Annotated in this window: 21 protein-coding genes; 10 read left to right on the forward strand and 11 right to left on the reverse strand. The window is 69.6% G+C overall.

The window, feature by feature from the left end; all coding sequences use genetic code 11:
* Positions 1 to 6 precede the first annotated feature (6 nt).
* The 5 genes from AC07VX_RS09590 to queG form a co-directional block, all read right to left on the reverse strand.
* Complete coding sequence (locus AC07VX_RS09590; RefSeq protein ID WP_493164471.1) at positions 7 to 2,364, reverse strand: TonB-dependent receptor plug domain-containing protein; 2,358 nt, start codon at positions 2,362 to 2,364, stop codon at positions 7 to 9.
* A gap of 144 nt (positions 2,365 to 2,508) precedes the next feature.
* Positions 2,509 to 3,384, reverse strand: a complete 876-nt coding sequence (gene xerD, locus AC07VX_RS09595) for a site-specific tyrosine recombinase XerD (protein ID WP_493164472.1) — start codon at positions 3,382 to 3,384, stop codon at positions 2,509 to 2,511.
* Positions 3,377 to 4,351, reverse strand: a complete 975-nt coding sequence (locus AC07VX_RS09600) for a tripartite tricarboxylate transporter substrate binding protein BugE (RefSeq protein WP_493164473.1) — start codon at positions 4,349 to 4,351, stop codon at positions 3,377 to 3,379. Before AC07VX_RS09600 ends, xerD begins: the two co-directional genes overlap by 8 nt.
* A gap of 31 nt (positions 4,352 to 4,382) precedes the next feature.
* Positions 4,383 to 4,988: a chalcone isomerase family protein gene (locus AC07VX_RS09605; RefSeq protein ID WP_493164474.1), complete on the reverse strand. Its 606-nt coding sequence runs from the start codon at positions 4,986 to 4,988 to the stop codon at positions 4,383 to 4,385.
* Positions 4,989 to 6,122, reverse strand: a complete 1,134-nt coding sequence (gene queG / locus AC07VX_RS09610) for a tRNA epoxyqueuosine(34) reductase QueG (protein WP_493164475.1) — start codon at positions 6,120 to 6,122, stop codon at positions 4,989 to 4,991.
* On the opposite strand from queG, the gene tsaE reads away from it, so the two are divergent.
* Complete coding sequence (gene tsaE, locus AC07VX_RS09615; protein ID WP_495119438.1) at positions 6,117 to 6,590, forward strand: tRNA (adenosine(37)-N6)-threonylcarbamoyltransferase complex ATPase subunit type 1 TsaE; 474 nt, start codon at positions 6,117 to 6,119, stop codon at positions 6,588 to 6,590. The genes queG and tsaE overlap by 6 nt on opposite strands.
* The gene (locus AC07VX_RS09620; protein ID WP_493164477.1) at positions 6,587 to 7,987 is read left to right on the forward strand and encodes an N-acetylmuramoyl-L-alanine amidase; all 1,401 of its coding nucleotides are present in this window, start codon (positions 6,587 to 6,589) and stop codon (positions 7,985 to 7,987) included. Before tsaE ends, AC07VX_RS09620 begins: the two co-directional genes overlap by 4 nt.
* A gap of 49 nt (positions 7,988 to 8,036) precedes the next feature.
* Here the strand turns inward: AC07VX_RS09620 and AC07VX_RS09625 are convergent, their stop codons facing one another.
* Positions 8,037 to 8,240, reverse strand: a complete 204-nt coding sequence (locus AC07VX_RS09625) for a YbdD/YjiX family protein (protein ID WP_493164478.1) — start codon at positions 8,238 to 8,240, stop codon at positions 8,037 to 8,039.
* Positions 8,233 to 10,299 (reverse strand): carbon starvation CstA family protein, encoded by a 2,067-nt coding sequence (locus tag AC07VX_RS09630; protein ID WP_493164479.1) that lies wholly within the window; start codon positions 10,297 to 10,299, stop codon positions 8,233 to 8,235. The genes AC07VX_RS09625 and AC07VX_RS09630 overlap by 8 nt, the downstream gene beginning before the upstream one ends.
* Before the next feature lie 258 nt (positions 10,300 to 10,557).
* Here AC07VX_RS09630 and AC07VX_RS09635 point away from each other — a divergent pair, with 258 nt between their 5' ends.
* The 3 genes from AC07VX_RS09635 to AC07VX_RS09645 all read left to right on the forward strand — a co-directional run bounded on the left by AC07VX_RS09635 (position 10,558) and on the right by AC07VX_RS09645 (position 13,412).
* Positions 10,558 to 10,986: an Hsp20/alpha crystallin family protein gene (locus AC07VX_RS09635; RefSeq protein ID WP_493164480.1), complete on the forward strand. Its 429-nt coding sequence runs from the start codon at positions 10,558 to 10,560 to the stop codon at positions 10,984 to 10,986.
* Between the two features lie 109 nt (positions 10,987 to 11,095).
* Positions 11,096 to 12,877 carry a S8 family serine peptidase gene (locus AC07VX_RS09640; RefSeq protein WP_493164481.1) on the forward strand — a complete coding sequence of 594 codons (1,782 nt, stop codon included), beginning with the start codon at positions 11,096 to 11,098 and terminating at the stop codon, positions 12,875 to 12,877.
* Between the two features lie 160 nt (positions 12,878 to 13,037).
* Positions 13,038 to 13,412 carry a hypothetical protein gene (locus AC07VX_RS09645; protein WP_493164482.1) on the forward strand — a complete coding sequence of 125 codons (375 nt, stop codon included), beginning with the start codon at positions 13,038 to 13,040 and terminating at the stop codon, positions 13,410 to 13,412.
* A gap of 16 nt (positions 13,413 to 13,428) precedes the next feature.
* Here the strand turns inward: AC07VX_RS09645 and AC07VX_RS09650 are convergent, their stop codons facing one another.
* The 4 genes from AC07VX_RS09650 to AC07VX_RS09665 all read right to left on the reverse strand — a co-directional run bounded on the left by AC07VX_RS09650 (position 13,429) and on the right by AC07VX_RS09665 (position 19,481).
* Complete coding sequence (locus tag AC07VX_RS09650; RefSeq protein ID WP_493164483.1) at positions 13,429 to 14,052, reverse strand: response regulator transcription factor; 624 nt, start codon at positions 14,050 to 14,052, stop codon at positions 13,429 to 13,431.
* Complete coding sequence (locus tag AC07VX_RS09655) at positions 14,049 to 15,416, reverse strand: cache domain-containing protein (RefSeq protein ID WP_493164484.1); 1,368 nt, start codon at positions 15,414 to 15,416, stop codon at positions 14,049 to 14,051. Before AC07VX_RS09655 ends, AC07VX_RS09650 begins: the two co-directional genes overlap by 4 nt.
* Positions 15,416 to 18,769: a S41 family peptidase gene (locus tag AC07VX_RS09660; RefSeq protein ID WP_493164485.1), complete on the reverse strand. Its 3,354-nt coding sequence runs from the start codon at positions 18,767 to 18,769 to the stop codon at positions 15,416 to 15,418. The genes AC07VX_RS09655 and AC07VX_RS09660 overlap by 1 nt, the downstream gene beginning before the upstream one ends.
* Positions 18,770 to 18,833: 64 nt before the next feature.
* Positions 18,834 to 19,481, reverse strand: a complete 648-nt coding sequence (locus tag AC07VX_RS09665; RefSeq protein ID WP_493164486.1) for a DedA family protein — start codon at positions 19,479 to 19,481, stop codon at positions 18,834 to 18,836.
* 57 nt (positions 19,482 to 19,538) lie between these two features.
* On the opposite strand from AC07VX_RS09665, the gene mutL reads away from it, so the two are divergent.
* From mutL to AC07VX_RS09690, 5 genes are all read left to right on the forward strand, one after another.
* Entirely contained in the window at positions 19,539 to 21,371 is a 1,833-nt protein-coding gene (mutL, locus tag AC07VX_RS09670) for a DNA mismatch repair endonuclease MutL (RefSeq protein WP_493164487.1), read from the forward strand.
* Between the two features lie 12 nt (positions 21,372 to 21,383).
* The gene (locus AC07VX_RS09675) at positions 21,384 to 22,595 is read left to right on the forward strand and encodes a pseudouridine synthase (RefSeq protein WP_493164488.1); all 1,212 of its coding nucleotides are present in this window, start codon (positions 21,384 to 21,386) and stop codon (positions 22,593 to 22,595) included.
* Positions 22,580 to 23,509 carry a tRNA (adenosine(37)-N6)-dimethylallyltransferase MiaA gene (gene miaA, locus AC07VX_RS09680; protein WP_493164489.1) on the forward strand — a complete coding sequence of 310 codons (930 nt, stop codon included), beginning with the start codon at positions 22,580 to 22,582 and terminating at the stop codon, positions 23,507 to 23,509. Before AC07VX_RS09675 ends, miaA begins: the two co-directional genes overlap by 16 nt.
* A 71-nt stretch (positions 23,510 to 23,580) precedes the next feature.
* Positions 23,581 to 24,468 carry an SPFH domain-containing protein gene (locus tag AC07VX_RS09685; RefSeq protein ID WP_493164490.1) on the forward strand — a complete coding sequence of 296 codons (888 nt, stop codon included), beginning with the start codon at positions 23,581 to 23,583 and terminating at the stop codon, positions 24,466 to 24,468.
* A 9-nt stretch (positions 24,469 to 24,477) separates the two neighbouring features.
* Positions 24,478 to 24,999 (forward strand): hypothetical protein, encoded by a 522-nt coding sequence (locus AC07VX_RS09690; protein ID WP_493164491.1) that lies wholly within the window; start codon positions 24,478 to 24,480, stop codon positions 24,997 to 24,999.
* Positions 25,000 to 25,003: the final 4 nt, after the last annotated feature.

Here is a 25,003-nt window from a genome sequence, read left to right on the forward strand (position 1 = left end):
CGCTCATCAGAACTTGTAGTGCAGGCGCGCGAAGTAGGACGCGCCGTTCAGGCCGAACTGCACGCTGTCGTAGTAGAAGCCGTTGTCGGTTTCGTCCGGGTTCTGGCGAGAGGGCTTCACGTTGAAGACGTTGTTGCCACCCACGCTGAGCTTCAGCGCCGGCGTGGCCTGCCAGCTGAAGCCCAGGTCCATCGAGGTCTTGGGCGCATAGTGAAGGTTGGGCACCGGCGGGCCGGAGAAGGTGCCTTGCGTCTGGCTGCCGAAGTGGATGAGCTTGGCCTCGCTGGTCCAGGCGCCCTGGCTGTACTCGAAGCCCAGCGTCGCCTTTGAGCGCGGTCCGCCCTGCTCGATGAAGAGGCGTTCGCGCTCGGACAGCAGCACGTCCTCGAAGCCCTTCAACGCGGCTGGCGCGTTGATGGCCGTCACCGTCGTGCTGCTGACGTTCAACGCCAGGAAGGTGTTGAGCTGGCCGGCGCCGAGCTTCATGCGGTTGGACGCCGTCAGGTCCAGGCCGCGCGTGCGCGTGTTGATCGAGTTGACGAAGAACTGCGCCTGGCCGACACCCAAGCCCTGCAGGATGGCACCCAGGGCCGGATAGTTGTCCTCGTCGAAGCGCCCCGACAGCACGATGCGGTCCCGGATGTTGATCTGATAGAAGTCGACGGTGAGAGCCGTGTCGGTGCTGGGCTTGACGGTGAAGCCGAGGGTGAAGTTCTTGGACTTTTCCTGCTTCAGCGCCGGCACGCCGGCCGCGTTGGTGATCTTGCTGCCGTTGGGGGCCAGCACCACGTCCAGCGGCTTGCCGCTGATGAAGTCGGTGAAAGTGGACGAGAAGTAGAGCTGTTGCAGGCTGGGTGCCCGGAAGCCCGTGCTGGCCGCGCCGCGCAGCAGGAAATCCTTGCTGAGCTTGTAGCTGCCGGACAGCTTGGCCGTCGTCGTCGAGCCGAAGTCGCTGTAGTGCTCGGCACGCACGGCGGCGTCCAGGGTCAGCGACGGCGTCAGGCTGGCTTCCCAGTCGAGGTAGAGCGCCTGGCTGTTGCGGCTCTTGTTGGTGGCGTCCGAAGGCTGGAAGCCCGGGAAGCCCTGGCTGCCGGCATTGCCGCCGAAGCCCACGCCGTCGGCATCGATGTAGGAGCCGGGCTCGCCAGCCACGATGTCGTACTTCTCCTTGCGGTACTCGGCACCGAAAGCGATGTTGCTGCCACCCAGCAGATCGGGGAAGAAGCGGCTGACGTCGAAGTTGGTCGTCGCCTGGCTGAAGCTGAAGCCGCCGGCGTCGAAGCTGCTGGCGCTGACGCCCTTGCCGCCCGCCAGCAGGTCCTTGTTGGCGATGGAAGCGTTCAGCGTGTTGCTGATGTTGTAGCGCAGCTTGTTGCTGCCGTAGGTCTGGGACAGGTCGGTGTCCCAGCCGGCGAAGGCCGACTTCCAGCCGACGATGAGGTAGCGGTCCTCGATCTTGCCGTTGATGTAGGGCACGAAGCCGTTGGGGTACATCGCGGCCGAGTTGCGGCTGGGAATGTCGTCGTCGCCATTGCGCGCCCAGGCCGCCGAGGAGGCGTCGCGGTTCTGCGCACCGGCCGTCACGTAGAGCTTGTTGTCGCCGCCGGCGGGAAACTCGCCGTTCAGGTAGACGGTCTTGTTCTCGACCTTGGTGTCGCCGATGGTGCGGGGGTTGCCCGGGTCGGCGCGGTTGGAGCGGCCGCGGTCCTGCCATTCGCCGGTGACGCCCAGCGTGCCGCCGGCAAGCTTGACGCCGCAGTAGGCCGAGGCCAGGTAGTTCTTGCCGTCGCCGGCCGAGTACTGGCCGTAGCCGGCCACTGCCTCGCAGCCGGCCTTCTTCTTCAGCTGCACGTTGATGACGCCGGCGATGGCGTCGGAGCCGTACTGCGCCGCGGCGCCATCGCGCAGCACCTGCACGTTGTCGATGGCCAGCAGCGGCAGGGAGTTCATGTCCGTGCCCGTCGTGCCGCGGTTGCGGGCGCCGAACAGGTTGACCAGGGCCACCGTGTGGCGGCGCTTGCCGTTGACCAGCACCAGGGTCTGGTCGGAGCCCAGGCCGCGCAGTGCGGCGGAATCGATCAGGTCGGCGCCGTCGGCGCCGGTCTGGCGCGTCGAGTTGAACGACGGCGACAGGTATTGCAGCGACTGGGCCAGATCGAACTGGCCGCCACCCTCGGTCACCTTGCTCATCGAGTAGATGTCCACGGGCACCAGCGTGTCGGTGCTGGACGCGGCGGGCAGGCTCTTGCGCGAGCCGACGACGGTGACGCGTTCGAGGCTGCTGGCCTCCTGGGCGAGCGCCGCGGCGGTGGAGAAGAGGCTGATCGCGGCGAGCGCGGTCGGCAGCAGGCGGGTGGCGTGCATGGATGACTCCGGGTGGGATATGTGATGGCGGCGGAGTTTGCCCCTGGCCGCAGCCCTCGCGAGGGCCGGTGTTGTGGCCTGCCGACAGGTTTGAAACCAACGAAACGAACGAAGCCCTGCTGCAACCCCCAGCTCGGGAAAACGCTAGCCGCGCGGATGGTGCTGAGCGTGCAACGCCTTGAGGCGTTCACGCGCCACATGGGTGTAGATCTGCGTCGTCGACAGGTCGGCATGCCCCAGAAGCAGCTGCACAGCGCGCAGGTCTGCACCATGATTGAGCAGATGCGTCGCGAAGGCATGGCGCAGCGTGTGCGGCGACAGCGGCGCCGTGATGCCGGCCACCAGCGCGTGTCGCTTGATCAAGGTCCAGAACATCTGCCGCGTCATGCCGGCGCCACGGGCAGTGACGAAGAGGTCGTCGCTGCTCTGGCCGGCGAGGATCTCGGCGCGGGCTTCGCGCAGATAGCGCGCCATCCAGTCGCGCGCATGCTCGCCGAAGGGCACGAGACGGGCCTTTGCCCCTTTGCCGGTGACGTGCAGCACCGCGTCCTTGAAGGCGACATGGGCGCTCTTCAGCGTGACCAGCTCGCTGACCCGCAGGCCGCTGGCATACATCAGCTCCAGCATGGCGCGGTCGCGCAGACCCAGCGGCGTGTTCACGTCGGGCGCCGCCAGCAAAGCCGATACCTGGGCCTCGCTGAGCAGCTTGGGCACTCGCAATGGCTGCCTGGCGGCCGTCAGCTTCAGCGTCGGGTCGGCCTGGATGCGGCCCTCGCGCAGCGCCCAGCGGAAATAGCGCTTGAAGACCGACAGCCGCCGGTTGGCGCTGGTCGCCTTGCCGGCCGGCCTGGCGGCGGCGTACTCGAACAGCTGGAGCTCGCTGCAGGCATCCAGCGCCGCGGGCGCCAGCCAGGCCGCCAGCGCGGCCAGGTCACGCCGATAGGCCGCCTGCGTGTTGGCGCTCAGGCCGTCTTCCAGCCAGAGCGCCTCGATGAAGGACTCGATGCCCGGATCAATCAAGTTTCAGCTTCTGCTGGGCGACGACCTTCTTGTAGACCTCGAACTCGGCCGCGATCTGGGCCGCGAACTGCTCGGGCGTGTTGGCCACGATCAGCGAGCCGGTGTCCTCGATGCGCTTCTTCACCTCGGGGATCTCCAGCGCCTTGCGTACGGCCGCGTTGACCTTGTCGACGATGTCGCGCGGCAGGCCCTTGGGGCCGTGGATGCCGTAGTAGGCCATGCGGTTGACCGGCTCCAGGCCGATCTCCTTGAAGGTCGGCACGTTCGGCAGGGCCGCCACGCGCTGCGGTGCCGCGACGACGATGGGGATCAGGCGGCCGTCCCTGATGAAGGGCAATGCCGAGGGCAGGTTGTCGAAGATCATGGGCACCTGGCCGGCCACCGTGTCGTTCAGCGCCGGGCCGGCGCCGCGGTAGGGGATGTGCAGCACGAAGACGCCCGCCAGGGTCTTGTAGAGCTCCATCTGCAGATGGCCGATGCCGCCCGTGCCCGAGGTGGCATAGCTGTGCTTGGCGGGATTCTTCTTGAGCTCGGCCACGAAGCTCTTGTAGTCGCGCGCCGGGAAGCTGGGGTGCACGGCGATGACGTTGGGCGTCGCGGCCATGTTGATGATGGGCGTGAAGTCCGTCAGCGGGTTGTAGGCGATCTTGGGGTTGATGGCCGGGTTGGCCGCCGTCGTCGAGACGGTCGCCACGCCCAGGTTGTAGCCGTCCGGCGCCTGACGCGAGATCTCGGTGGCGCCCACCGTGCCGCCGCCACCGGCCTTGTTGTCCACCACCATGGTCTGGCCCAGGATGGCATTCATGCGCTCGGAGACGATGCGGGCAATGATGTCCGTCGTGCCGCCCGGCGCAAACGGCACGATGAGGCGCACCGGCTTGCTGGGATAGGTGTCGGCCCAGGCCAGTTGGCCGAGAGGGCTGAGGCCGGCGAGCGCGGCGGCTTGGAGGACGGAACGGCGTTGCATGAGGTCGGTCTCCTTGGTTGGTGGGGCGATGCTAGCCCGGCTGGCCGAGCAGGCCTGCACGCAGGCGGTTGTCGCTGTTGTGGTCGCCGATGAAAACCTTCAGGAAGGCCGTGTAGAAGTCCTGCCCCTCGATGGGCTGGCCCCAGACCTTGCCGTTGACCGAAAGGATGGTGCCGCCCTGGTCGGGCAGGTAATCGATGCGCAGCAGGTCGCCCTTCTTCACGCGCCCGACCTCGCCGATGGCCGTGTTGAACTGCTTCACTCGCTCGGCCACGGCAGCCTTCTCGGCCTCGGTGGAATTGCGGCTCACACCCTTGTTGATGGCCTTGACGAACTCCTGCGTCGAGACATCCTTCACGAGCGGGATGGTGATGCGCAGCTCGATGCGTTTGGGGCCGGCTTGCGCATAAATTGCCTCCGGCGTGCCGGCCTTGTGCGGCAGGTAGAGCGCGGCCAGGTAGGCCGAATAGCGCATGACGAACACCTTGGCGCCGACGCCGTTGAGCTGCAGCGCGGCGCCGCCGAGCTGCAGGGTGTCGGGAAAGTCCTGCCCCTCGTAGCGCATGGCGTGCGCAGGCAGGGAGGCGGCCGCTGCGAGTGCGAGGACGGCGGTACGGCGGCGAAGGGACGGCATCATTCAGAAGGCTCCAGCGGCGGGCGGGCCGGACGATAACGCGCCGGCAGGCCGCGGCGCGGACAAGGCCCAGGCGATGTGCTCGGCCACCATGGCCTCGGCGCCCTGCTCCGCCCGCTCCAGCGCCGCGCGCAGTCCGGGGTCGTCGCGCTGGCGCAGCGCATTGCCGGCGGCCACCGCCAGATTGCGCTGCCAGCGCACAAAGCCGATGCGCCGGATGGCCGAGCCCTCGGTGCGGCGCAGGAACTCCGCCTCGTCCCAGGCCAGCAGGGCGGCGATCGGCGTTGCCGCCATGCCCGGCCGCACGTCGAAATCGGCCAGCATGGCCGGCTGGGCGAACTTGTTCCACGGGCAGGCCAGCTGGCAGTCGTCGCAGCCGTAGACGCGGTTGCCCAGCAGCGGGCGCAGCTCTTCGGGGATGGCGCCGTCGTGCTCGATGGTCAGGTAGGAGATGCAACGCCGCGCGTCGATGCGGTAGGGCGCCGTGATGGCCGCCGTCGGGCAGACGTCGATGCAGGCCCGGCACTCGCCGCAATGCGCCGTGACCGGGTCGGTCAGCGGCAGGGCCAGGTCGATGAAGATCTCGCCGAGGAAGAACATCGAGCCGGCGTCGCGGTGCAGCGTCAAGGTGTGCTTGCCGCGCCAGCCCAGGCCCGAGCGCGCGGCCAGTTCCACCTCCAGCACCGGCGCCGAGTCCGTGAACACGCGATAGCCCAGCGGGCCGACCTCGGCCTCCAGCATCTCGGCCAGCTTCTGCAGGCGCTGGCGCAGCACCTTGTGATAGTCCCGGCCGCGCGCGTAGATGGAGATCTGCGCCTGCTCGGGCCGAGCCAGCCCGGCCCACTCGACGGCCTGCCAGCCCGCCTCGGTGCCCTGGGGCAGATAGTTCATGCGCGCCGTGACGACGCGCAGCGTGCCCGGCACCAGCTCCGCCGGGCGGGCCCGCTTCAGGCCGTGAGCGGCCATGTAGTGCATGCGGCCGTGGTGGCCGGCGTCCAGCCAGGCCTGCAGGCCCGGCTCCGCGCTGCCGAGGTCCACATCGGCCACCGCGATCTGTGAGAATCCCAGCCCATGCGCCCAGCCGCGCAAACGGTTCAACAGCGCGGCGGCATCGACAGTGGACGGGACCTCTTGCATTTGGCTGCGATTTTAGAAACTGAAGCGCTGTGGCCCGACGAGGCTGCGGCCCAAGCCACCGCCGAACGTCTCGCGGCGGCACTGCTCCCCTCTCCCGACGCCCTCATCGAACTGCACGGCCCGCTCGGCGCCGGCAAGACGACTTTCGTGCGCCTGCTGCTGCGAGCGCTGGGCGTCGAAGGCCGCATCAAGAGCCCCAGCTATGCCGTGATGGAGAGCTATGAGCTGCCCGGGGCCGGCACGGCCAGCCACTTCGACTTCTACCGCTTCGGCGACCCGCGCGAGTGGGAGGACGCCGGCTTTCGCGACGTCTTCGCCGCCCCGGGGCTGAAGCTCTGCGAATGGCCCGAAAAGGCCGCCGGCCAGTTGCCGCCGCCGGACCTGCAGCTCTTCATCGAACTGATGCCGGACGACAGCCGCCGCGTGCGAGCCGTCGGTACGCCCAAGCTCGTCGAGGCCCTGGCATGAAGCGCCGGGTGTCCCTGGGGCTGCTGGCCCTGCTGCTGAAGGCACCCGACTCGTTGGCCGCCCCCACCTCGCCCGGCCAGGCCAGCATCGTCGCCGTGCGCGTCTGGCCGGCGCAGGAATACACCCGCGTCACCATCGAGTCCGACAAGCCGCTGGCGGTCAGGCATTTCCTCGTCGACTCCCCCCACCGCCTCGTCATCGACATCGACGGGCTGGAGCTGAGCCCCGGACTGCGGGAACTCATCGGCAAGGTCAAGGCCGACGACCCATACATCAGCGGCGTGCGCGTCGGCCAGAACACGCCGACCGTCGTGCGCATCGTGCTGGACCTGCGCCAGCCCGTCGCGCCGCAGATCTTCACGCTGGCCCCGGTCGCGGCCTACAGACACCGCCTTGTCTTTGACCTGCACCCACGGGTGGAGGCCGACCCGCTGGTGGCGCTCGCGCAGGAAGCCGGCAGGAAGCCGCAGCCCACGCCGACGCCCTCTCCAGCTCAGCGCGCCGAGGCCGCGGCCAGCGCGGTCAACGATGCACTGGGGGAGCTGATCCAGAAGATCGAGCGACCGCCCGCCCCGCCCGCCTCGGCACCCGCTCCAGTCCCGCCGGTTGCGGCGGCCTCCAGGCCAACGCCGCCCCAGGCGCCCGCACCTGCCCAAGCGGCCGAGCCCAGGATCGATCGCCTCATCATCATTGCGCTGGACCCCGGCCATGGGGGGGAGGACCCCGGTGCCGTCGGCCCCTCAGGCCTGCGAGAAAAAGACGTCGTGCTGGCCGTGGCCCACAAGCTGCGCGAGCGCCTGACGGCCAATCCCAACATCCGCGTGCTGATGACGCGCGACGCCGACTTCTTCGTGCCGCTGCACGAGCGCGTGCGCAAGGCGCGGCGCGTGCAGGCCGACCTGTTCGTCTCCATCCACGCCGACGCCTTCGTCACGCCGCAGGCGCGTGGCGCCTCGGTGTTCGTGCTCAGCGATGGCGCCGCCACCAGCGCCGCCGCGCGCTGGATGGCCAACAAGGAGAACGCGGCGGACATGGTGGGCGGCGTCAACGTCGGTGCGGCCACCCAGGACGCCAACGTGCTGCGCGCGCTGCTGGACATGAGCACGACGGCGCAGATCAAGGACAGCCTCAAGCTCGGTGGCGAGGTACTCGGGCAAATCGGCAAGGTCGGCAAGCTGCACAAGCCGCGGGTCGAGCAGGCGGGCTTCGCGGTCCTGAAGGCGCCGGACATCCCCAGCATCCTGGTCGAGACGGCCTTCATCTCCAATCCCGAAGAGGAGAAGAAGCTGCGCGACCCAGACTACCAGGACCAGCTGGTGGACGCCGTGGCGTCCGGCATCGCGCGCTATTTCGCGAAGAACCCGCCGATGGCGAGGAAGCGCAGCACGACGCTGTAGGCGCCGGCACGCCGTTCAAGGCAGGCAGGGCCGGCCGGGTGCTGCCGGATCAGCAGCACTTGCCGACACGCGCGCTGTAGCGCGCCGCCTGCCTCTCCCTGAAGAACTCCTCGTAGCTCATCGGCTCGCGATCCGGGTGCGTGGCCTGGTGGTGGGCCAGGTAGCTGCCGTAGTCCGGCACGCCCACCATCAGGCGCAGGCTCTGCGTGAGGTAGCGACCGGCCTGGGCGAGGTCGCGGCGCAGCTCAAGCATGCTGGCCGGCCGGCAGCGGCACGAACGCCGTTTCCTGCACCGTCGCCCTGGCCGTGCCACGGGCGGCCAGGATGGCCTTGACGCTGTAGATCAGCACGCTGATGACGACGCCCATGAAGAGAGCGCACAGCGCGGCGTCCAGCCGGTCGTTGAAGACGACCCGCTCCATCGCCGCCAGCGTCTTGGCCGGCGCCAGCACCTTGCCCTCGGCAATGGCCGCGGCGTATTTGTCGGCATGGGCCAGGAAGCCCAGCTTGGGGTCGGCCGAGAAGATCTTCAGCCAGCCGGCTGACATGGTGCAGATCAGCAGCCAGCCGGCCGGCAGGGCCGTGACCCAGGCGTAGCGGTCCTTCTTCATCTTGAAGATGACGACGGTGCCCAGCAGCAGCGCCACGGCGGCCAGCATCTGGTTGGCGATGCCGAACAGCGGCCACAGCGTGTTGATGCCGCCCAGCGGATCGACGACGCCTTGGTAGAGGAAGTAGCCCCAGGCCGCCACGCACAGACCCGTAGCAACGAGGTTGGCCACCCAGCTCTCGGTGCGCTTGAGCGATGGCACGAAGCTGCCCAGCAGGTCCTGCAGCATGAAGCGGCCGGCGCGGGTGCCCGCGTCCACGGCGGTCAGGATGAAGAGCGCCTCGAACAGGATGGCGAAGTGGTACCAAAAGGCCATCAGCGCCTTCCCGCCCACCACCTGGTGCAGGATCTCGGCCATGCCCACGGCCAGCGTCGGCGCGCCGCCGGCACGGGCCAGGATGGTCTTCTCGCCGACGTCGGCCGCGGCCTGGGTCAGCATCTCGGGCGTGACGACAAAGCCCCAGGTCGATAGCGTCTGCGCGACCGTTGCGGCATCCTTGCCGACGACGGCGGCCGGGCTGTTCATCGCAAAGTAGACGCCCGGCTCGATGCACGAGGCCGCGACCAGCGCCATCACGGCGACGAAGCTCTCGGCCAGCATGCCGCCGTAGCCGATGTAGCGGGCGTGAGTCTCGTTCTCCAGCAGCTTCGGGGACGTGCCCGATGAGATCAGTGCATGGAAGCCCGACACCGCGCCGCAGGCGATGGTGATGAAGAGGAAGGGGAAGAGGTTGCCGGCCCAGACCGGGCCGCCACCGGCGGCGAACTGCGTCAGCGCGGGCATCTTCAGCGGCGGCGCGACGATGACGATGCCGATGGCCAGCGCGACGATGGTGCCGATCTTCAGGAAGGTGCTGAGGTAGTCGCGCGGCGCCAGCAGCAGCCACACCGGGATGCAGGCGGCGATGAAGCCGTAGCCGATCAGCAGGCCGACGAGCGTCGTCGGCGCCAGCGTGAACAGCGGCGCCAGCGTCGGGCTCTCGCTGACCGCCTGGCCGCCGAAGATGGCCGCCATCAGCAACACGAAGCCGATCACCGACACCTCGCCGATGCGGCCCGGGCGGATGAAGCGCAGGTAGACGCCCATGAAGAGGGCGACCGGGATGGTGGCGGCCACCGTGAACAGGCCCCAGGGCGAATCCGCCAGCGCCTTCACGACGATCAGCGCCAGCACCGCCAGGATGATGATCATGATCATGAAGGCGCCGAACAGCGCGATCAGGCCGGGCACCGTGCCCATCTCCTGCTTGACGAGGTCACCGAGGGACCGGCCGTCGCGGCGCGTGGAGATGAACAGCACGATGAAGTCCTGCACCGCACCGGCGAAGACGACGCCGGCCAGGATCCACAGCAGGCCGGGCAGATAGCCCATCTGGGCCGCGAGCACGGGACCCACCAGCGGGCCGGCGCCGGCGATCGCCGCGAAGTGGTGGCCGTACAGCACGTGCTTGTTGGTGGGCACGTAGTCCAGGCCGTCGTTGTACTTCCAGGCCGGCGTCTGGCGCTTGGCGTCCAGCCCCAGCACCTTGTCGGCGATGAACAGGCTGTAGTAACGGTAGGCGATGAGGTAGGTGCACAGGGCGGCGGCCACGACCCACAGCGCGCTGATCGTCTCGCCGCGGCTTAAGGCCACGGTGGCGAGGGATGCGGCACCCAGGATCGCGACACCTGCCCAGGCAAGGTGGCGGCGCAGATTCGACATGGTTTGTCTCCGTTGCGGTGCACACCTCGACGTGGGGCGCGACCGTGGTGCAAGTCTCGGAAAACATGCACCAAGGCGCATCGTCCAAGCCACGCGGGTCAGGCTCGCGGGACCACTTAGGGGTCAACCCTAGATTTCTTGACCGAGCGCAAAACGGTCGCGCCCGCGTCGCCCCAACATGGACTCTGCCCGCGATGGCCGCAGCGCCCTCGCGCCGGCCTCGACCACCGCGATCCATGCCTTGAAAGGAGCATCCCGATGAGCCAACTGCCCTCCATCCGCAGCAGCCTGTTCGACGACTTCTTCCGCGATCTCGCGCCCGGCTACCTCGTGCGCCCGCTGCACGGCGACCCGCTGCCGCAGCAGATCAAGATCGACGTCAAGGAGAACCCCGACGGCTTCCAGTTGCATGCGGAACTCCCCGGCGTCGCCAAGGACGACATCCACGTCAGCATCGACGGCCCCGTCGTCTCGCTCAGCGCCGAAATCCGGCAGCACGACCAGAAGAGCGACAACGAACGCGTGCTGCACAGCGAGCGCTATTACGGCGCCGTGTCGCGCAGCGTCCGCCTGCCGGCCGACATCGACGAGGCCCGCGCCAGCGCGAAGTTCGATAACGGCGTGCTGACGTTGGCGCTGCCGCGCCGGGCAGCGCCGGAGGGCTCGCGCAAGCTGCGTATCGATTGAGCCCGACCGCCCCGTATTCGAGGGGATGAAGCCGGCCAGGCGGGTTTTCCCTTGAGGCGGTACTGCGTCCTCTTCCTATGGTTCTTTGACCCACCCATAGGAGAGGACCATGCCAACAAACTTCAAGGCCTATCTGTCGGCCGCCCTGGCGATCGGCATCGCCGGCACTGCATCGCCAGCGGCTGCCGCGCCCGGCAAGGCCGGCAACTCGCTGGGCGTCATCGTCGTGCGCTTCCAGAAAGGCCTGGGCAGCGAGCAGATGAAGGCCGCGATCACGCAGTCCGGCGGCGAGGTCGTCTCCGACCTGAGCCGCCTCAACCGCATGACGGCCGTGCCCGTGGCCGGTGACTTCGCCGCGCGGATCAGGAACCAGCCCATGGTCGCCGCGGCCTGGGCCGACAAGGTCTATTCCCGCCCGTCGACCGACATGGCGGCCGAGGACGCCGGCGTCGCCGTCGGCGCCGACCCGCAGCTCGGCAACCCGGGCCCGAACGGTCCGCCCGACCCCTGGCATGACGCCGCCTCCTTCCTCGGCGAGACCAACCCCGAGGGCGTGCTGCAATGGGACGACCGGCGCATGGGCGTGCCGGCGGCATGGGCCGTCACGACCGGCAGCCGCGCCGTGCGCGTGGCCGTCCTCGACACCGGCGTGCAGGGCTCGCACAAAGAACTGCGGGCCAACTACGACAACCAGACCTCGGCCAACACCATCCCCTGCAATCTGCTGACGCGCCAGTTCGGCCCCGGCCTGGGCCAGCGCGACTGCTCCAGCGAGGACACCGAAGGCCACGGCACCTGGGTCGCAAGCCGCATCGCTGGCGCGGCCAACGGCTTTGCTTCCAACGGCGTCGCCCCCAACGTGCAGATCGTCGGCATGAAGGTGCTGTCGACCACGCTCGGCGGCGGGCTGACGAGCTGGATCGTCGACGGCATGATCCGCGCCTGCGACGCCAACGTGGACCTCATCAACATGTCTCTGGGCGGCTACGACGCCCCGGGCATCGACGACGAGGACTACCTGATGTGGGTCGAGGCGGTGAACTACTGCCGCGCTAAGGGCACGGCCATCCTTGCGTCCGCCGGCAACGAGCACGTGCGCATCAACCGCGTCGACATGACGGTCGGCGGCCAGGCGCTGGTCGGGGTCGGCCAGGTCGACATGGGCAGCGATGGCATCCAGTCCATCATCCCGCCCGACAGCGTGGCCAACAACTACCTGGGCGGCCTGCTGGAGACGCCGGCCGGCGTGCCCGGCGTCATCATGGTGTCGGCCACCGGCAATGCCATCGGCGGCTCGCAGAGCAGCCCGGCGATCAATGCCTATGCCAAGGCCCTGGTCTGGCCCGACGCCCTGCTCGGCCAGCGCGACCAGCTCACCTACTACTCGAACTACGGCTCGCGCATCGACATCACGGCCCCCGGCGGGGCGCGCAAGTTCAACATTCCGCGCTACGACGTGGGCGCCGCCGACATCCTGTACGGCGGCTGGGGCACGCTCGGCGCCCTTGACGCCTCCGGAGAGATCTGCACCAGCCCGGCCTCCGCCTCCCTGCTGACCTTCGCCTGCTTCAAGGTCCAGGGCGCCGGCTTCGGCTGGCTGCAGGGCACCTCCATGTCGTCGCCCAATGCCACCGGCGTGGCCGCGCTGACACTGGCCGCACGCAGCACCCTTAAGGGCAACCCAGACGGCCTGCTGGCGCGGCTGAAGGCGACCGCGCGGACCGACATGGTGAACTACATGGGCCCGAACGACCCCGCCAACACGGCGCCGACCGCCGCCGGTGTGCCCTGCACCACCGGCTGGTGCCACATCAACCGCAATGCACCGATCTCGTTCCCGCACGCCTACGGCGCGGGCATGGTCAACGCGGCGACGGCCGTCGCGCCGTAGTCATCACCGGGGCCGTGCTCGCCGCGGCCCCGGGCCGTCCCAGCGCCGGGCGGCATTCACACCCCCTTACGAATGAACGCCGCGGGTCGTCAACGGCCTGCGCAGCGAAGCGTTGTCCAGACACCGCAGACCCATCGTCCCGGTCTTGCTGGAGGTCCCCATGCTTCGTTCCATCCTTGCCGCCACCGTTGCCACTGCCGCCCTGTTGGGTACCGCAGCCGCCCAGGCCGGCACGCACTGGTCCATCGGCATCAACCTGCCTTTGCCCGCCGTCGTCGTGGCCGATTCGCCGCGCTACTACGTGGAGCCGGCGCCCGTCTACTACGCGCCCCCGCCGGTCGTGTACGCGCCTGCACCTCGCTATGTGGAGCGTGAGGTCTACTACGCGCCGCCGCCGCGGGTGGTCTACGAAACGGCCTACCGCGAGCGCCGCTGGGATGAGCGCCACGACGACTGGCGCTGGCGCCGCGAGCACGACCGGCGCGAGTACTGGGACCGTGACCAGGACGGTTACGGTCCGCGGCGCGGCCGCTGATCCTGCCGCGCCGCGCTCACTGGCTGCGCGCGTGCTCCACGGCGTAGCGGATCAGCTCCGCCTGGCCGTCCAGCTCCAGCTTGCGCTTGATGCTCTGCCGGTGCGCCTCGACCGTGCGCACCGACAGGTCCAGCTCCCGCGCGATCTGCTTGCTGGATGCGCCTTGCCCCAGCTTGGCGAGGATCTCGCTCTCGCGAGGCGTCAGCATGGGCTTCGGGCTCTGGCCGCGGAACAGCCGGCCCGACACCGCCGCGCTCAGGAAGGTGCCGCCCGCCGCCACCGCGTCGATGGCTGACACGATCTCCGTCGCCGGCGCATCCTTCAGCACATAGCCGCGCGCACCGGCCGTCAGCGCGCGCTGCACGTACTCGGGGTTGTCGTACATGCTGAACATCAGCAGCTTGATGGCCGGCCGCACGGCCAGCATCTCGGCGGCGAGGGCGATGCCGTTGCCGTCCTTCAGCCCCACGTCCATCAGCACGACATCCGGCGCCACACGCGCCAGCTGCTCCAGCGCCTCGACACGCCCACCAGCCTCGCCGACGACCTCGAAGCGAGGCACCGAGGCCAGGCGCACGGCCAGACCCTCGCGCACCATGGGGTGGTCGTCGACGAGCAGGATGCGGATGGGCGAGTTCATGAAGCGGCGCGGGCCAAGTCGGCAACCGACAATTTGACCGCAAGCCGGCTGCCCTCGCCGGGCGCGGTGAACAGGTTCAGCCGTGCGCCCAGCGCGGCCGCACGCTCCCGCATGCTGCGCAGGCCCAGGCCCTGGTCGGCCACGGCCTGGGCCTCCTCGGCGTCGAAGCCCTGGCCATCGTCGTGGATGTCGAGCGTCAGGCCGCCGTCGCGCTCGAAGCGCAACAGCACCTCCACCGCCGTCGCCTGGGCATGGCGGGCGGCGTTGCTCAGTGCCTCCTGGGCGATGCGGAACAGCGCCGTCTTGACGGCCTCGGGCAAGTCGACTTCCTCGCCCTCCACCGTCGCCTGGAAATGCGTACCGCCGGCCGCGTCGAATTCGCCGGCCAGATGCTGCAGCGCCGCCGGCAGGCCGAGGTTGTCCAGCAGCGCCGGGCGCAGCGCGTGGGACAGGTGGCGCACCTCGGACAGCGTGCTGTTCAGCCGCGTCAGCGCCAGGGCTTGCAGCCGCCCGGCCGAGGCCGGCTCGGACTGGGCCGACTCGATCAGCAGCTTGGTGGCCACCAACGCCTGGCTGACGCCGTCATGCAGCTCCCGCGCCAGGCGCGCGCGCTCGTCCTCCTGGCTCTGCACCACCTCCCGGGCCAGCGCGCGCAGCTTGGCCTCGGCGCTGCGGTGCTCACTGAGGTTGAGCGCCAGCGCGCCGGCACTGATCAGGGCCACGCCGAAGACGGCCACGGCCCCCACCCACAGCATCGTCGCCGTGATGTTCTGTCGCGCGCCGCGCTCCAGCTCGGCCATGGTCGCCTCGATGCCGTCCAGGTACAGCCCCGTGCCCAGCATCCAGCCCCACTCCGGCACCGCGACGACATAGCCCAGCTTGGGCGCCAGCTGGCTGCTGGACGGCTTGCGCCACAGGTATTCCACATAGCCGCCGCCCGCCTTGGCCTGATTGATGAGCTGCTGGATGGTGGGCCGCCCCAGGGGATCACGCAGGCCCCACAGGTTCTGGCCCAGCAGCTCGGGCTGGCGCGAGTGCATCAGCACGCGGCCGTCCAGCGAGTAGACGAAGAAGTAGCCGTCGCGGCCGTAGTCCAGCGACGACAGGATGGCCAGCGCCCGCTCCTGCCCGCCGGGCTGGCCCAGCAGTGGCTTGACGGTGCTGACGGCCAGGTCAACGTAGTGCTTGAGCTCGGTGCGCCGCGCGTCCATGTAGCTGGCGCGCACCAGCGCATGCTCCCGCGCGGCCAGCTCGCTCTCCTGCTGGCGCACGGCCAGCGCAATCAGGGCGAGCGAGGCCAGCAGCGGCAGCAGCGCCAGCAGGAAAAGGCGCCCCCGCAGGGACAGGGACGCCCAGGGCTTCATCAGCGGCCCAAGGCTGCCGGTGCAGGCGGCGTCTTGCGCTGGATCGGCTTCCACGTATCCAGCCGCTTGAGCACATCCGCAATCGCCGCGTCGAGCTGCGTATCCTCGCCGCGGTTGACGGCGGCCGGGTCGAGTTCGACGTCGATGTCCGGCGCCACGCCCTCGTTCTCCACGCGCCACTCACCCTCGGGCGTGTAGAAGCGGAAGAAAGGCACGGTCAGGAAGCCGCCGTCGATCAGCGGCGGGTTGATGGAGATGCCGATCAGGCCGCCCCAGGTGCGCTTGCCGATCAGCGGCCCCAGGCCCACGCGCTTGAAGGCATAGGGCATGAAGTCGCCGCCCGAGCCGGCGTCCTGGTCGATCAGCATGGCCTTGGGGCCGTAGATGGCGCCGCCCGGGGTGTCGAAGACGAGGCCGTCGCGGTCCTTCCAGCTGGCCAGGTAGGGCCGGGCCAGCAGCTCGGTCACGTAGTTGGCCGCCTGGCCTCCGCCGTTCTTGCGGTCGTCGACGATCAGGCCCGGCTTGTCCACCTGGGCGAAGAACATGCGGTTGAAGTGCTCGAAGCCCTGGTCGGCCGTGTCGGGCATGTAGACGTAGGCGATCTTGCCGCCGCTGCTGGCCTGCACCTTTTGGCGGTTGCCCTCGATCCACGCCCAGCGGCGCAGCAGCGCCTCGCTGGCGACGGGCTCCACGGTGATCTCGCGGCGCCCCTTGCCGGCGGCGTCCTGGGCCACGGCCAGCGTCACCTGCTTGCCCACCGTGTTCTCCAGCAGCGCGTAGACGTTGGTCTTCGCGTCCAGTTCCTTGCCGTCGATGGCGAGCAGGAAATCGCCGGCCTTCACGCCCAGGCCGGCCGCGGCGAGGGGCGCGGCGAGGTTGGGATTGAGGCGGTCGCCCGCGTAGAGCCGCGCGATGCGGTAGCGGCCCTGCTCGATGGCGAAATCCGCCCCCAGCAGGCCAACGGCCACGCGGGCTTCCTGGTGCACATCGCCGGCGCCGGTGCGGTTGTGACCCACCTGCAGCTCTCCGATCATCTGCACCAACAGGTCGTTCAGGTCCTCGCGGCGCTGCACATGGCCCAGCAGCGGCAGGTAGCGGTCGTAGACGGCCTGCCAGTTCAGGCCATGCAGGGCGGGGTCGTAGAAGAACTCCTTCTCCATCCACCAGGCCTCGTCGAAGATCTGCTTCCACTCGGCCCGCAGGTCCACGCGGGTGCGCAGGCCGGAGAGGTCGACCGGCTTGCCCTCGAACTTGTCGGTGGCGTCGCCCTGCTCCAGCTTGCCGCCGGCCACCGTGACGAGCAGCTTCTTGCGGTCCTCGCTGAGCGAGTAGTCGGCCAAGCCGGCCTTCAGCATCTTGGGCTTGCGCTCCTCGAAGTCGAAGCGCCAGAGCTCGGCCGTGGCGGTCTGCTCGGCCTGCGGACCGTCGTGGCTGGCGCCCGGCTGGGGCCGCTGCAGATAGAAGAGGCCGCCGTCGGCGCCGACGGCCAGCATGTCGTAGTTGCGCTCGCCCACTGGCAGCGCCACGAGGCGCTCGGCCAGGCCGTCGAAGTCGATCTTGACCGGCTTGACCGCGTCGGCCTTGGCATCGGCCTTGGGCTCGGGCTTGCCCTTGCCGTCGGCGGCGGGCTTCTTGTCGTCCTTTTTCTCGTCCTTCTTGGCCTCCTCGTCGCCGGCGCGCAGCGCCAGCGGCGACTTGCCGTCCGCCGCCAGCAGCAGCGCGTAGACGCCGGCGCGGAAGGGCCGCTCCTGGGTGGACAGGTCCAGCCCCACCTGGCCGGGGCCGGAGTTGATGGACGCGGTGAAGAACAGCACGTCGCCCTGCGGCGAGAAGCTCGGGTTGCCGGCGTGGGACAGGCCGTCCGTCACCGCGTGGTTCTTGCCGCTGGCGAGGTCGTGGATGCGGATCTGGTCGAAGTGGTTGGCCAGGGTCGAGGTGTAGGCCAGCCAGCGGCTGTCCGGCGAGAAGCTGATGCCGACGCCACCGAAGCCGCCGCCACCGCGGCGCAGGCTGGTATCGATCTTGACGAGCTGGCCGCGCTGCGGGCCGGCCGCCAGGCCGAGGCGGTAGAGGTTGAGGTGGTTGTCGGCGATGACCAGCCAGTGGCCGTCGGGCGACCAGTCGGTCAGCGTGAAATAGCCCTCGCGCGGCAGCGCGATGCGCTCCTTGGCGCCCAGGCCCGTCTGGGCCTGCAGCACCAGCTCGTGGCGCATGCCGGGGGCGTCGGAGATGTAGGCCACGCGCTGGCCGTCGGGGCTCCACAGCGCATCCTTCTCGCGCACGCCGGCCGTGTCGGTCAGGTTGCGCACGCTGCCCACCCCTTCCTTGACCGGCACGGTGAAGACCTCGCCGCGCGCGCTCACCAGCACGCGCTTGCCGGTGCTGGACAGGCGGGCCGAGGTCAGCGTCTTGCCGGCGTCCTTCCACTGCGGGCGCACCTGCGGCGCCACCGCGGCCAGGCTGATGGGCAGCACCTGGGGCGTGCCGCCGGCCAGGTCCAGCTGCTTGATGACACCACCAGCCTCGTAGACCAGCGTGGAACCGTAGGCGTCCACGCTCCTCACGTCCCATTTAGTCTCACGGGTGAGCTGGCGCAGGGCTTTCGTGATCGGGTTGAACGCGAACAGGTTGGCCGCTCCGTCGGCACGGTCGGAGATGAACACCACTTCCTGGCCGGCCCACACCGGCGCCACGTCGCTGGCGTTGACGTGGGGGATCTCCTGCCATTTCTGGCCGGCGCCGGGGCCCTGCATGTCCATGATCCAGACCGGCGGCGTGCTGCCGCCACGGCTCTGGCGCCAGCCGCTGACGCCGGCATAGGCCTGGTTGTAGGGTCGGTAGGCGAGCTGTTTGCCGTCGGGCGACCAGGCGCCCTCCCAGGCCACGGCCGCCATCAGCTTCTTCTCGTAGCCGCCCTCGACGGGCACCTCGTAGAGCTGGTTGCTGCGGTTGTTCAGCACCTCGCGCGGCGAGGCGAACAGCACGCGCTTGCCGTCCGGGCTCCAGCCGTTGACGACATCGGCGCTGGGGTGCCAGGTCAGGCGCTTGGGCACGCCGCCGTCCAGGCCGATGACGTAGACGTCCGTGTTGCCGTCATAGCTGGCGGAGAAGGCGATCTGCCGGCCGTCGGGAGAGAAGCGCGGCGCGAACTCGCTGGCCGCGTGCGTCGTCAGCCGGCGCGGGTTGGCGCCGGAACGGTCGGCCAGCCACAGGTCGCCGGCATAGACGAAGGCGAGATGGTCCTTGGAGACTGCGGGCTGGCGCAGCATCAGGGTCGCTTCGCCGGCATGGGCTACGGAGGCCAGGCCGGAGGTCATCCAGGCCAGGGCCAGCGCAATACGTGACAGGGTCATCGGGATCTCCGACAAGAGTCGCAAAACCCGCGACTCTAGACTCGCGACCCGGCTCACCCGAAAGTCAGCCCGGCTGGCGCTTGAACCTGGCTTTCAGGCCACCGCCGATGACGATGAGGCCGGGGATGAGAATCATGGCCCAGATGATCTTGTCCAGATGCTGCTTGACCCAGGGCACGTTGCCGAAGATATAGCCGATCAGCGTGATGCCGCACACCCACAGCGCGCCGCCGCTCACGTCGTAGAAGGTGAACTTGCGCCGCGTCATCTGCGCCACGCCGGCAACGAACGGCGCGAAGGTGCGCAGAAAGGGCATGAAGCGCGCCGCGACGATGGTGAAGCCGCCGTACTTCTCGTAGAAGGCGTGCGCCTTGTCGAAGGCCGCCTTGTTGAAGAAGCGCGAGTCCTCCCACTGGAACACGCGCGGCCCGAAGTAGCGGCCGATGGTGTAGTTGCTCTGGTTGCCCAGGATGGCCGCGGCCGTCAGCAGGCCCATGGACAGGCCCAGGTCCATCAGCCCCACACCGCACATGGCGCCGACGACGAACAGCAGCGAGTCCCCTGGCAGGAAGGGCATCACGACGACGCCGGTCTCCACGAAGATGATCAGGAACAGCAGCGCATAGACCCAGGTGCCGTAGTTCGCGACGAAGTCGGCGAGATGGCGGTCCACATGCAGGATGAAGTCGACGAGGAAGGGCAGGAAGTCCATGGGCAGTCATTATCCCGACGCCCCGTGACGGTCCGGGGGCCGTCGATAATCCCAAGGATGGATTTGCCGCTCCCTGAAGTACCCGCGCCCCGCGCCATCCACGAACTGCCCGACGAGCTGATCAGCCAGATCGCCGCCGGCGAGGTCGTGGAGCGCCCGGCCTCGGTCGTGCGCGAGCTGGTGGACAACGCGCTGGACGCCGGCGCCCGCAACGTGCTCGTCAAGCTGATGGCCGGCGGCGTGCGCGGCATCGTCGTCGAGGACGATGGCTGCGGCATCCCGGTCGCCCAGCTGCCGCTGGCGCTCAAGCGCCATGCCACCAGCAAGATCGCCTCGCTGCACGAGCTGGAATCGGTCGCGACGATGGGTTTTCGCGGCGAGGCGCTGGCGGCCATCGCCTCGGTGTCGGAAATGTCGGTCGCCAGCCGCACGGCCGAGGCCGCCCATGCCCACCGGCTGGACGCCCGCAGCGGCGAGCTCTCCGCCGCCGCCCGTTCGCGCGGCACGAGCGTCGAGGTGCGCGAACTCTTCTTCGCCACGCCCGCCCGCCGCAAGTTCCTGAAGACCGACGCCACCGAGCTGGCCCACTGCGTGGAAGCCGTGCGCCGCCATGCGCTGGCGCGGCCCGACGTGGGCTTCGCCATCTGGCACGACGGCAAGCTGGTCGACCAGTGGCGCGCGGCGTCCGTCGAGCAGCGCATCGCCGACGTGCTGGGCGAGGACTTCATCGCCGACAGCCGCGCCTTCGAGCACAGCGCCGGGCCGCTGGCCCTGACCGGCCGCGCCGGCCTGCCCGAGGCCGCGCGCTCGCGCGCCGACCAACAGTACGTCTGGGTCAATGGCCGCCATGTGCGCGACAAGCTCATCAGCCACGCCATCCGCTCGGCCTACGAAGACGTGCTGCACGGCCAGCGCCAGCCCAGCTATGTGCTCTTCATCGAGATCGCGCCGGAGCTGGTGGACGTCAACGTGCACCCGACCAAGATCGAGGTGCGCTTCCGCGACGGCCGCGCCATCCACCAATCGGTGCGCCGCGCCTTCATCGACGCGCTGGCCCAGTCACGAGCGGACGCCGCCGGCGTCGAGTCGGCGATGGCGCCGCTGGGCTTCGAGCCGACGACGGCGGCCACGCTCTACGTCGCCGAACCCCGTCAGACCTACACCGCCTACTCCGCCCCGGTGCCGCCGACGGCCGAGCAGGTCAGGCTGTCGCTCGTGCAGCACGAGGCGCTGTGGGAGCCCGCCGCGCCCCCCGCACCGTCCGTGGCCGCGCCCGTCACGCCCATCCCCAAGCTGCCCGACCAGGACTGGCCGCTGGGCCGCGCCATCGCGCAGATCCAGGGCGTCTACATCCTGGCGGAGAACAAGCAGGGCCTGGTCATTGTCGACATGCATGCAGCGCATGAGCGCGTCGTCTACGAGCGGCTCAAGGCCAGGCTGGGAGCGACGCAGATCGAGAGCCAGCCGCTGCTGATCCCTGTCAGCTTTGCGGCCACTGCCGAGGAAGTCGCCGCGGCCGAGCAGCATGCCGACACCTTGAGCAAGCTGGGCCTGGACGTGACCCCGCTGTCGGCCCGCACGCTGGCCGTGCGCTCACGCCCCGCGCTGCTGGCTGCGTCCGACCTCGTCGCCCTGACCCGCGAGTTGCTGGCCGAGATGGCCCAGTTCGATGCCAGCTCGGTGCTGGAGCGTGCCCAGCACGAGATCCTGGCAACCATGGCCTGCCACGGCGCCGTGCGCGCCAACCGGCAACTGACGCTGGACGAGATGAACGCGCTGCTGCGCGACATGGAAGCCACCGAACGTGCCGACCAATGCAACCACGGCCGCCCGACCTGGCGCCAGCTCGACATGCGCGAGCTGGACGCCCTGTTCCTGCGCGGCCGTTGAAAGAAGAACGACATGGCCACCATCACCCTCAAGGGCAAACCCAAGCCCGCCGCCAAGACCCGCAACGCGGAGGGCGAGAAGCGCGCGCCGGTGCGCGGCAAGGGCGTGTCCAAGCCGCGGCCCACGCTGGCCAAGGCCCAGGCCGAGCGGGCCGAGCGCGAGGAACAGTTCCAGCAACGCCAGCAAAAGCCTGAGCGGCCCGCGCCCTCGCGTGAAGACCGACCGGCCCGCCCCAGGACCGGCAGCGCCTTCAAGCCCGACCGGCCGCAGCCGCCCCGCGGCGATGCCGCTCCACGCGGCCCGCGAGGCCGCCCGGACGAGCGCCCCGCCGCCGACCGCCCGCCGCGCGTCGACCAGCGCCGTGTCGCCAACCGCGGCCCCGGCTTCGAGCCACCGCCCCAGCGCCCGCAGCAGCGCCTGAACCCGGCCCGCCAGGTCGACAGCGAGGACGGCGAGCGCCTGTCCAAGCGCATGAGCGAGCTGAAGATGTCGTCACGACGCGAGGCCGACGAGTGGATCGCCGCCGGCTGGGTGCGCGTGAACGGCAAGGTCGCCGTGCTGGGCCAGCGCGTCGGGCCCGACGTCGAGATCACCATCGACCCCGCCGCCCGACAGGCCCAGTCCCAGCTCGTCACCGTGCTGCTGCACAAGCCCATTGGCTATGTCTCCGGCCAGGCCGAAGACGGCTACGAGCCCGCCGTCGTGCTGTTCCAGCAGGAAAACCGCTGGAAGGACGACCCCTCGGGTATCAAGCCCCACCCCAACCACCACCGCCACCTGGCCCCCGCCGGCCGCCTGGACATCGACTCCACGGGCCTCTTGGTGCTGACCCAGGACGGCCGAATCGCCAAGGCGCTGATCGGCGACGACTCCGACATCGAGAAGGAATACCTCGTCCGCGTCGAGTTCATCGGCCTGCCAGGCGCTGATCCCGTGCCCGAAGGCACCCTGCCCAACGCCGCCCTCTCGCCCGAGAAGCTGGCCTTGCTGAACCACGGCCTGGCGCTGGACGGCGAGCTGCTCAAGCCCGCCAAGGTCAGCTGGCAGAACGAGCAGCAGCTGCGCTTCGTGCTGCGCGAGGGCAAAAAGCGCCAGATCCGCCGCATGTGCGAGCTGGTCGGGCTCAAGGTCGTGGGCCTCAAGCGCGTGCGCATCGGCCGCATTCCGCTGGGCCATCTGCCGGTGGGGCAGTGGCGCTACCTCGCGCCGTGGGAAAAATTCTGAACACACCGATCTGTCTGGCCGGCCCCACCGGCTGCGGCAAGACGGCGGCAGCCCTCGCGATTGCCGAGGTGCTGCCCGTGGAGATCATCAGCGTCGACTCGGCCCTGGTCTACCGCGGCATGAACATCGGCACGGCCAAGCCCACCGCCGCCGAACAGGCCGCGGCGCCGCACCACCTCATCGACATCCTCGATCCGCTGGAAAGCTACTCGGCCGCCGAGTTCGTGCGCGATGCCAAGCGGCTGGCCGCCGAGATCGCCGCGCGCGGCAAGCTGCCGCTGCTGGTGGGCGGCACGATGCTCTACTTCAAGGCGCTGTTCGATGGCCTCTCCACACTGCCCCAGGCCGACGCCGAACTGCGCGCCGCCATCGACGCCGAGGCCGCCGAGCGCGGCTGGCCGGCCATGCACGCCGAGCTGGCGAAGCTCGACCCCGAGACCGGCGCCCGCCTCGCCCCCAACGACACCCAGCGCATCCAGCGTGCCCTCGAGGTCATCCGCCTGACCGGCCAGCCGCTCAGCGCCCTGCACGCCGCCTCGCGCGACGAAGGTGTGGACTGGCCGCTGTTCTCTCTGGAGCCCGGCGACCGTGCCTGGCTGCACGAGCGCCTGGCCCAGCGCTTCGACGCGATGCTGGCCCAGGGGCTGGTCGATGAAGTGAAGGCCCTGCGCGCCCGTGGCGACCTGAGCCTCGCGCTGCCGTCGATGCGCTGCGTCGGCTACCGCCAGGTCTGGGAAGCGCTCGACGCCAACGACTTCTCCGACCTGCGCGAGCGCGGCATCGCCGCCACCCGCCAGCTCGCCAAGCGCCAGGTCACCTGGCTGCGCAGCATGCCCCGGCGGCGCGTCATCGTCTGCGACGGCCCCCAGCCCATTGCCGAACTGCTCGCCGGACTCCAGCGCCTGCTGAGGTGAAAAACACCGCTTGCGCGCTGATTCGGTCTCGCCTAAAGTGATATCACTTTGATTCACATTTAAGGCATGCAATGTCCACCCACAACCCGTCGCGCCCTCTCGTGACCGAGAAGCCGGCCTTTGCCAGCAACGGCTATCTGATGGTCGTCATCGGGCTGGCGCTGGGCGGGGCGGGCGCGCTCACCCTGAGCCGCGGCCTGCCCGTCGTCGGCCTGCCCCTGGCCCTGCTCGGCGCGCTGACGCTGGCTGGTCTCTACATGCTCAACCCCAACCAGGCCGCCGCGCTGACGCTGTTCGGCGCCTACATCGGCAGTGACCGCGGCGCCGGCCTGCGCTGGGCCAATCCCTTCGCACTGAAGAAGCGCATCTCGCTGCGCGACCGCAACCTGAACGCTCCGGTGCTCAAGGTCAATGACCAGCGCGGCAACCCCATCGAGATCGCAGCCGTTGTCGTCTGGCGGGTGCGCGACACCGCCCAGGCGCTGTTCCAGGTGGACGACTACGAGGCCTATGTGCGCGTGCAGGCCGAGGCCGCCATCCGCCACCTCGCCACCAGCTATGCCTACGACCACGCCAACGACGCCGGCGAGCCCGACACCGTGACCTTGCGCGGCGGCCAGGACGTCGTCGCCCAGGCCCTGCGCGCCGAGCTGCAGGCCCGCTTCGACGACGCCGGCGTGGACGTGCTGGACGCCAAGATCAGCCACCTGGCCTACGCCCCCGAGATCGCGCAGGTCATGCTGCGCCGCCAGCAGGCCGAGGCCATCATCGGCGCGCGCAGCAAGATCGTGCAGGGCGCGGTCACCATGGTCGAGACGGCGCTTCAAGGCCTGAGCGAACGCCAGATCGTCGTGCTGGACGACGAGCGCAAGGCGGCCATGGTGAGCAACCTGCTCGTCGTGCTGTGCTCGGACCGCGAGACGCAGCCCGTCGTCAACACCGGCACCCTCTACACCTGAGGCGCAGCCGTGCAACGACGCCTGTTCTCCATCGCGTGGCTGCTGGCCGCGCTGCTGATGCTGGCGAGCCTGGCCGCGCTGCCCGAGCATGTGGGCGATCCCGGCCACGAGATGGGCCGGGGCGGATTCGTGGTGGTGATGCTGGCCTCGCTGGCGCTGGCCGGCGGCCTGTGCAGCCCCGGCTTCGTGGTCTGGCTCGGCCGCGCCGCACCGTCGCAGGTCAACCTGCCGAACGCGGGCTACTGGCTGAGCGGGGAGCGGCGCGAGGCATCGCTCGCCCGCCTGGCCGAGCATTTCGGCGGGATCGGATTGATGACCGTGCTGCTGCTCGGCGGTGTGCACCTCCTCGTGCTGATGAAGAGCCGCCCGGACTGGCCGCAACTGCCCGGCGAAGTCTGGGCACTGGGCGCGGCGATGCTCGGCCTGTGGCTCGCCCTTTGGACATGGCGGGCCTGGCGGCTGTTCCCGGCGCCGCCGGCCGATGCCGCCGAGCCGCCCCGTCGCCCGCGCCGCCCTGGCGAACCGCGCTGACACT

The sequence above is a fragment of the Roseateles sp. GW821-FHT03B02 genome (assembly GCF_059421025.1).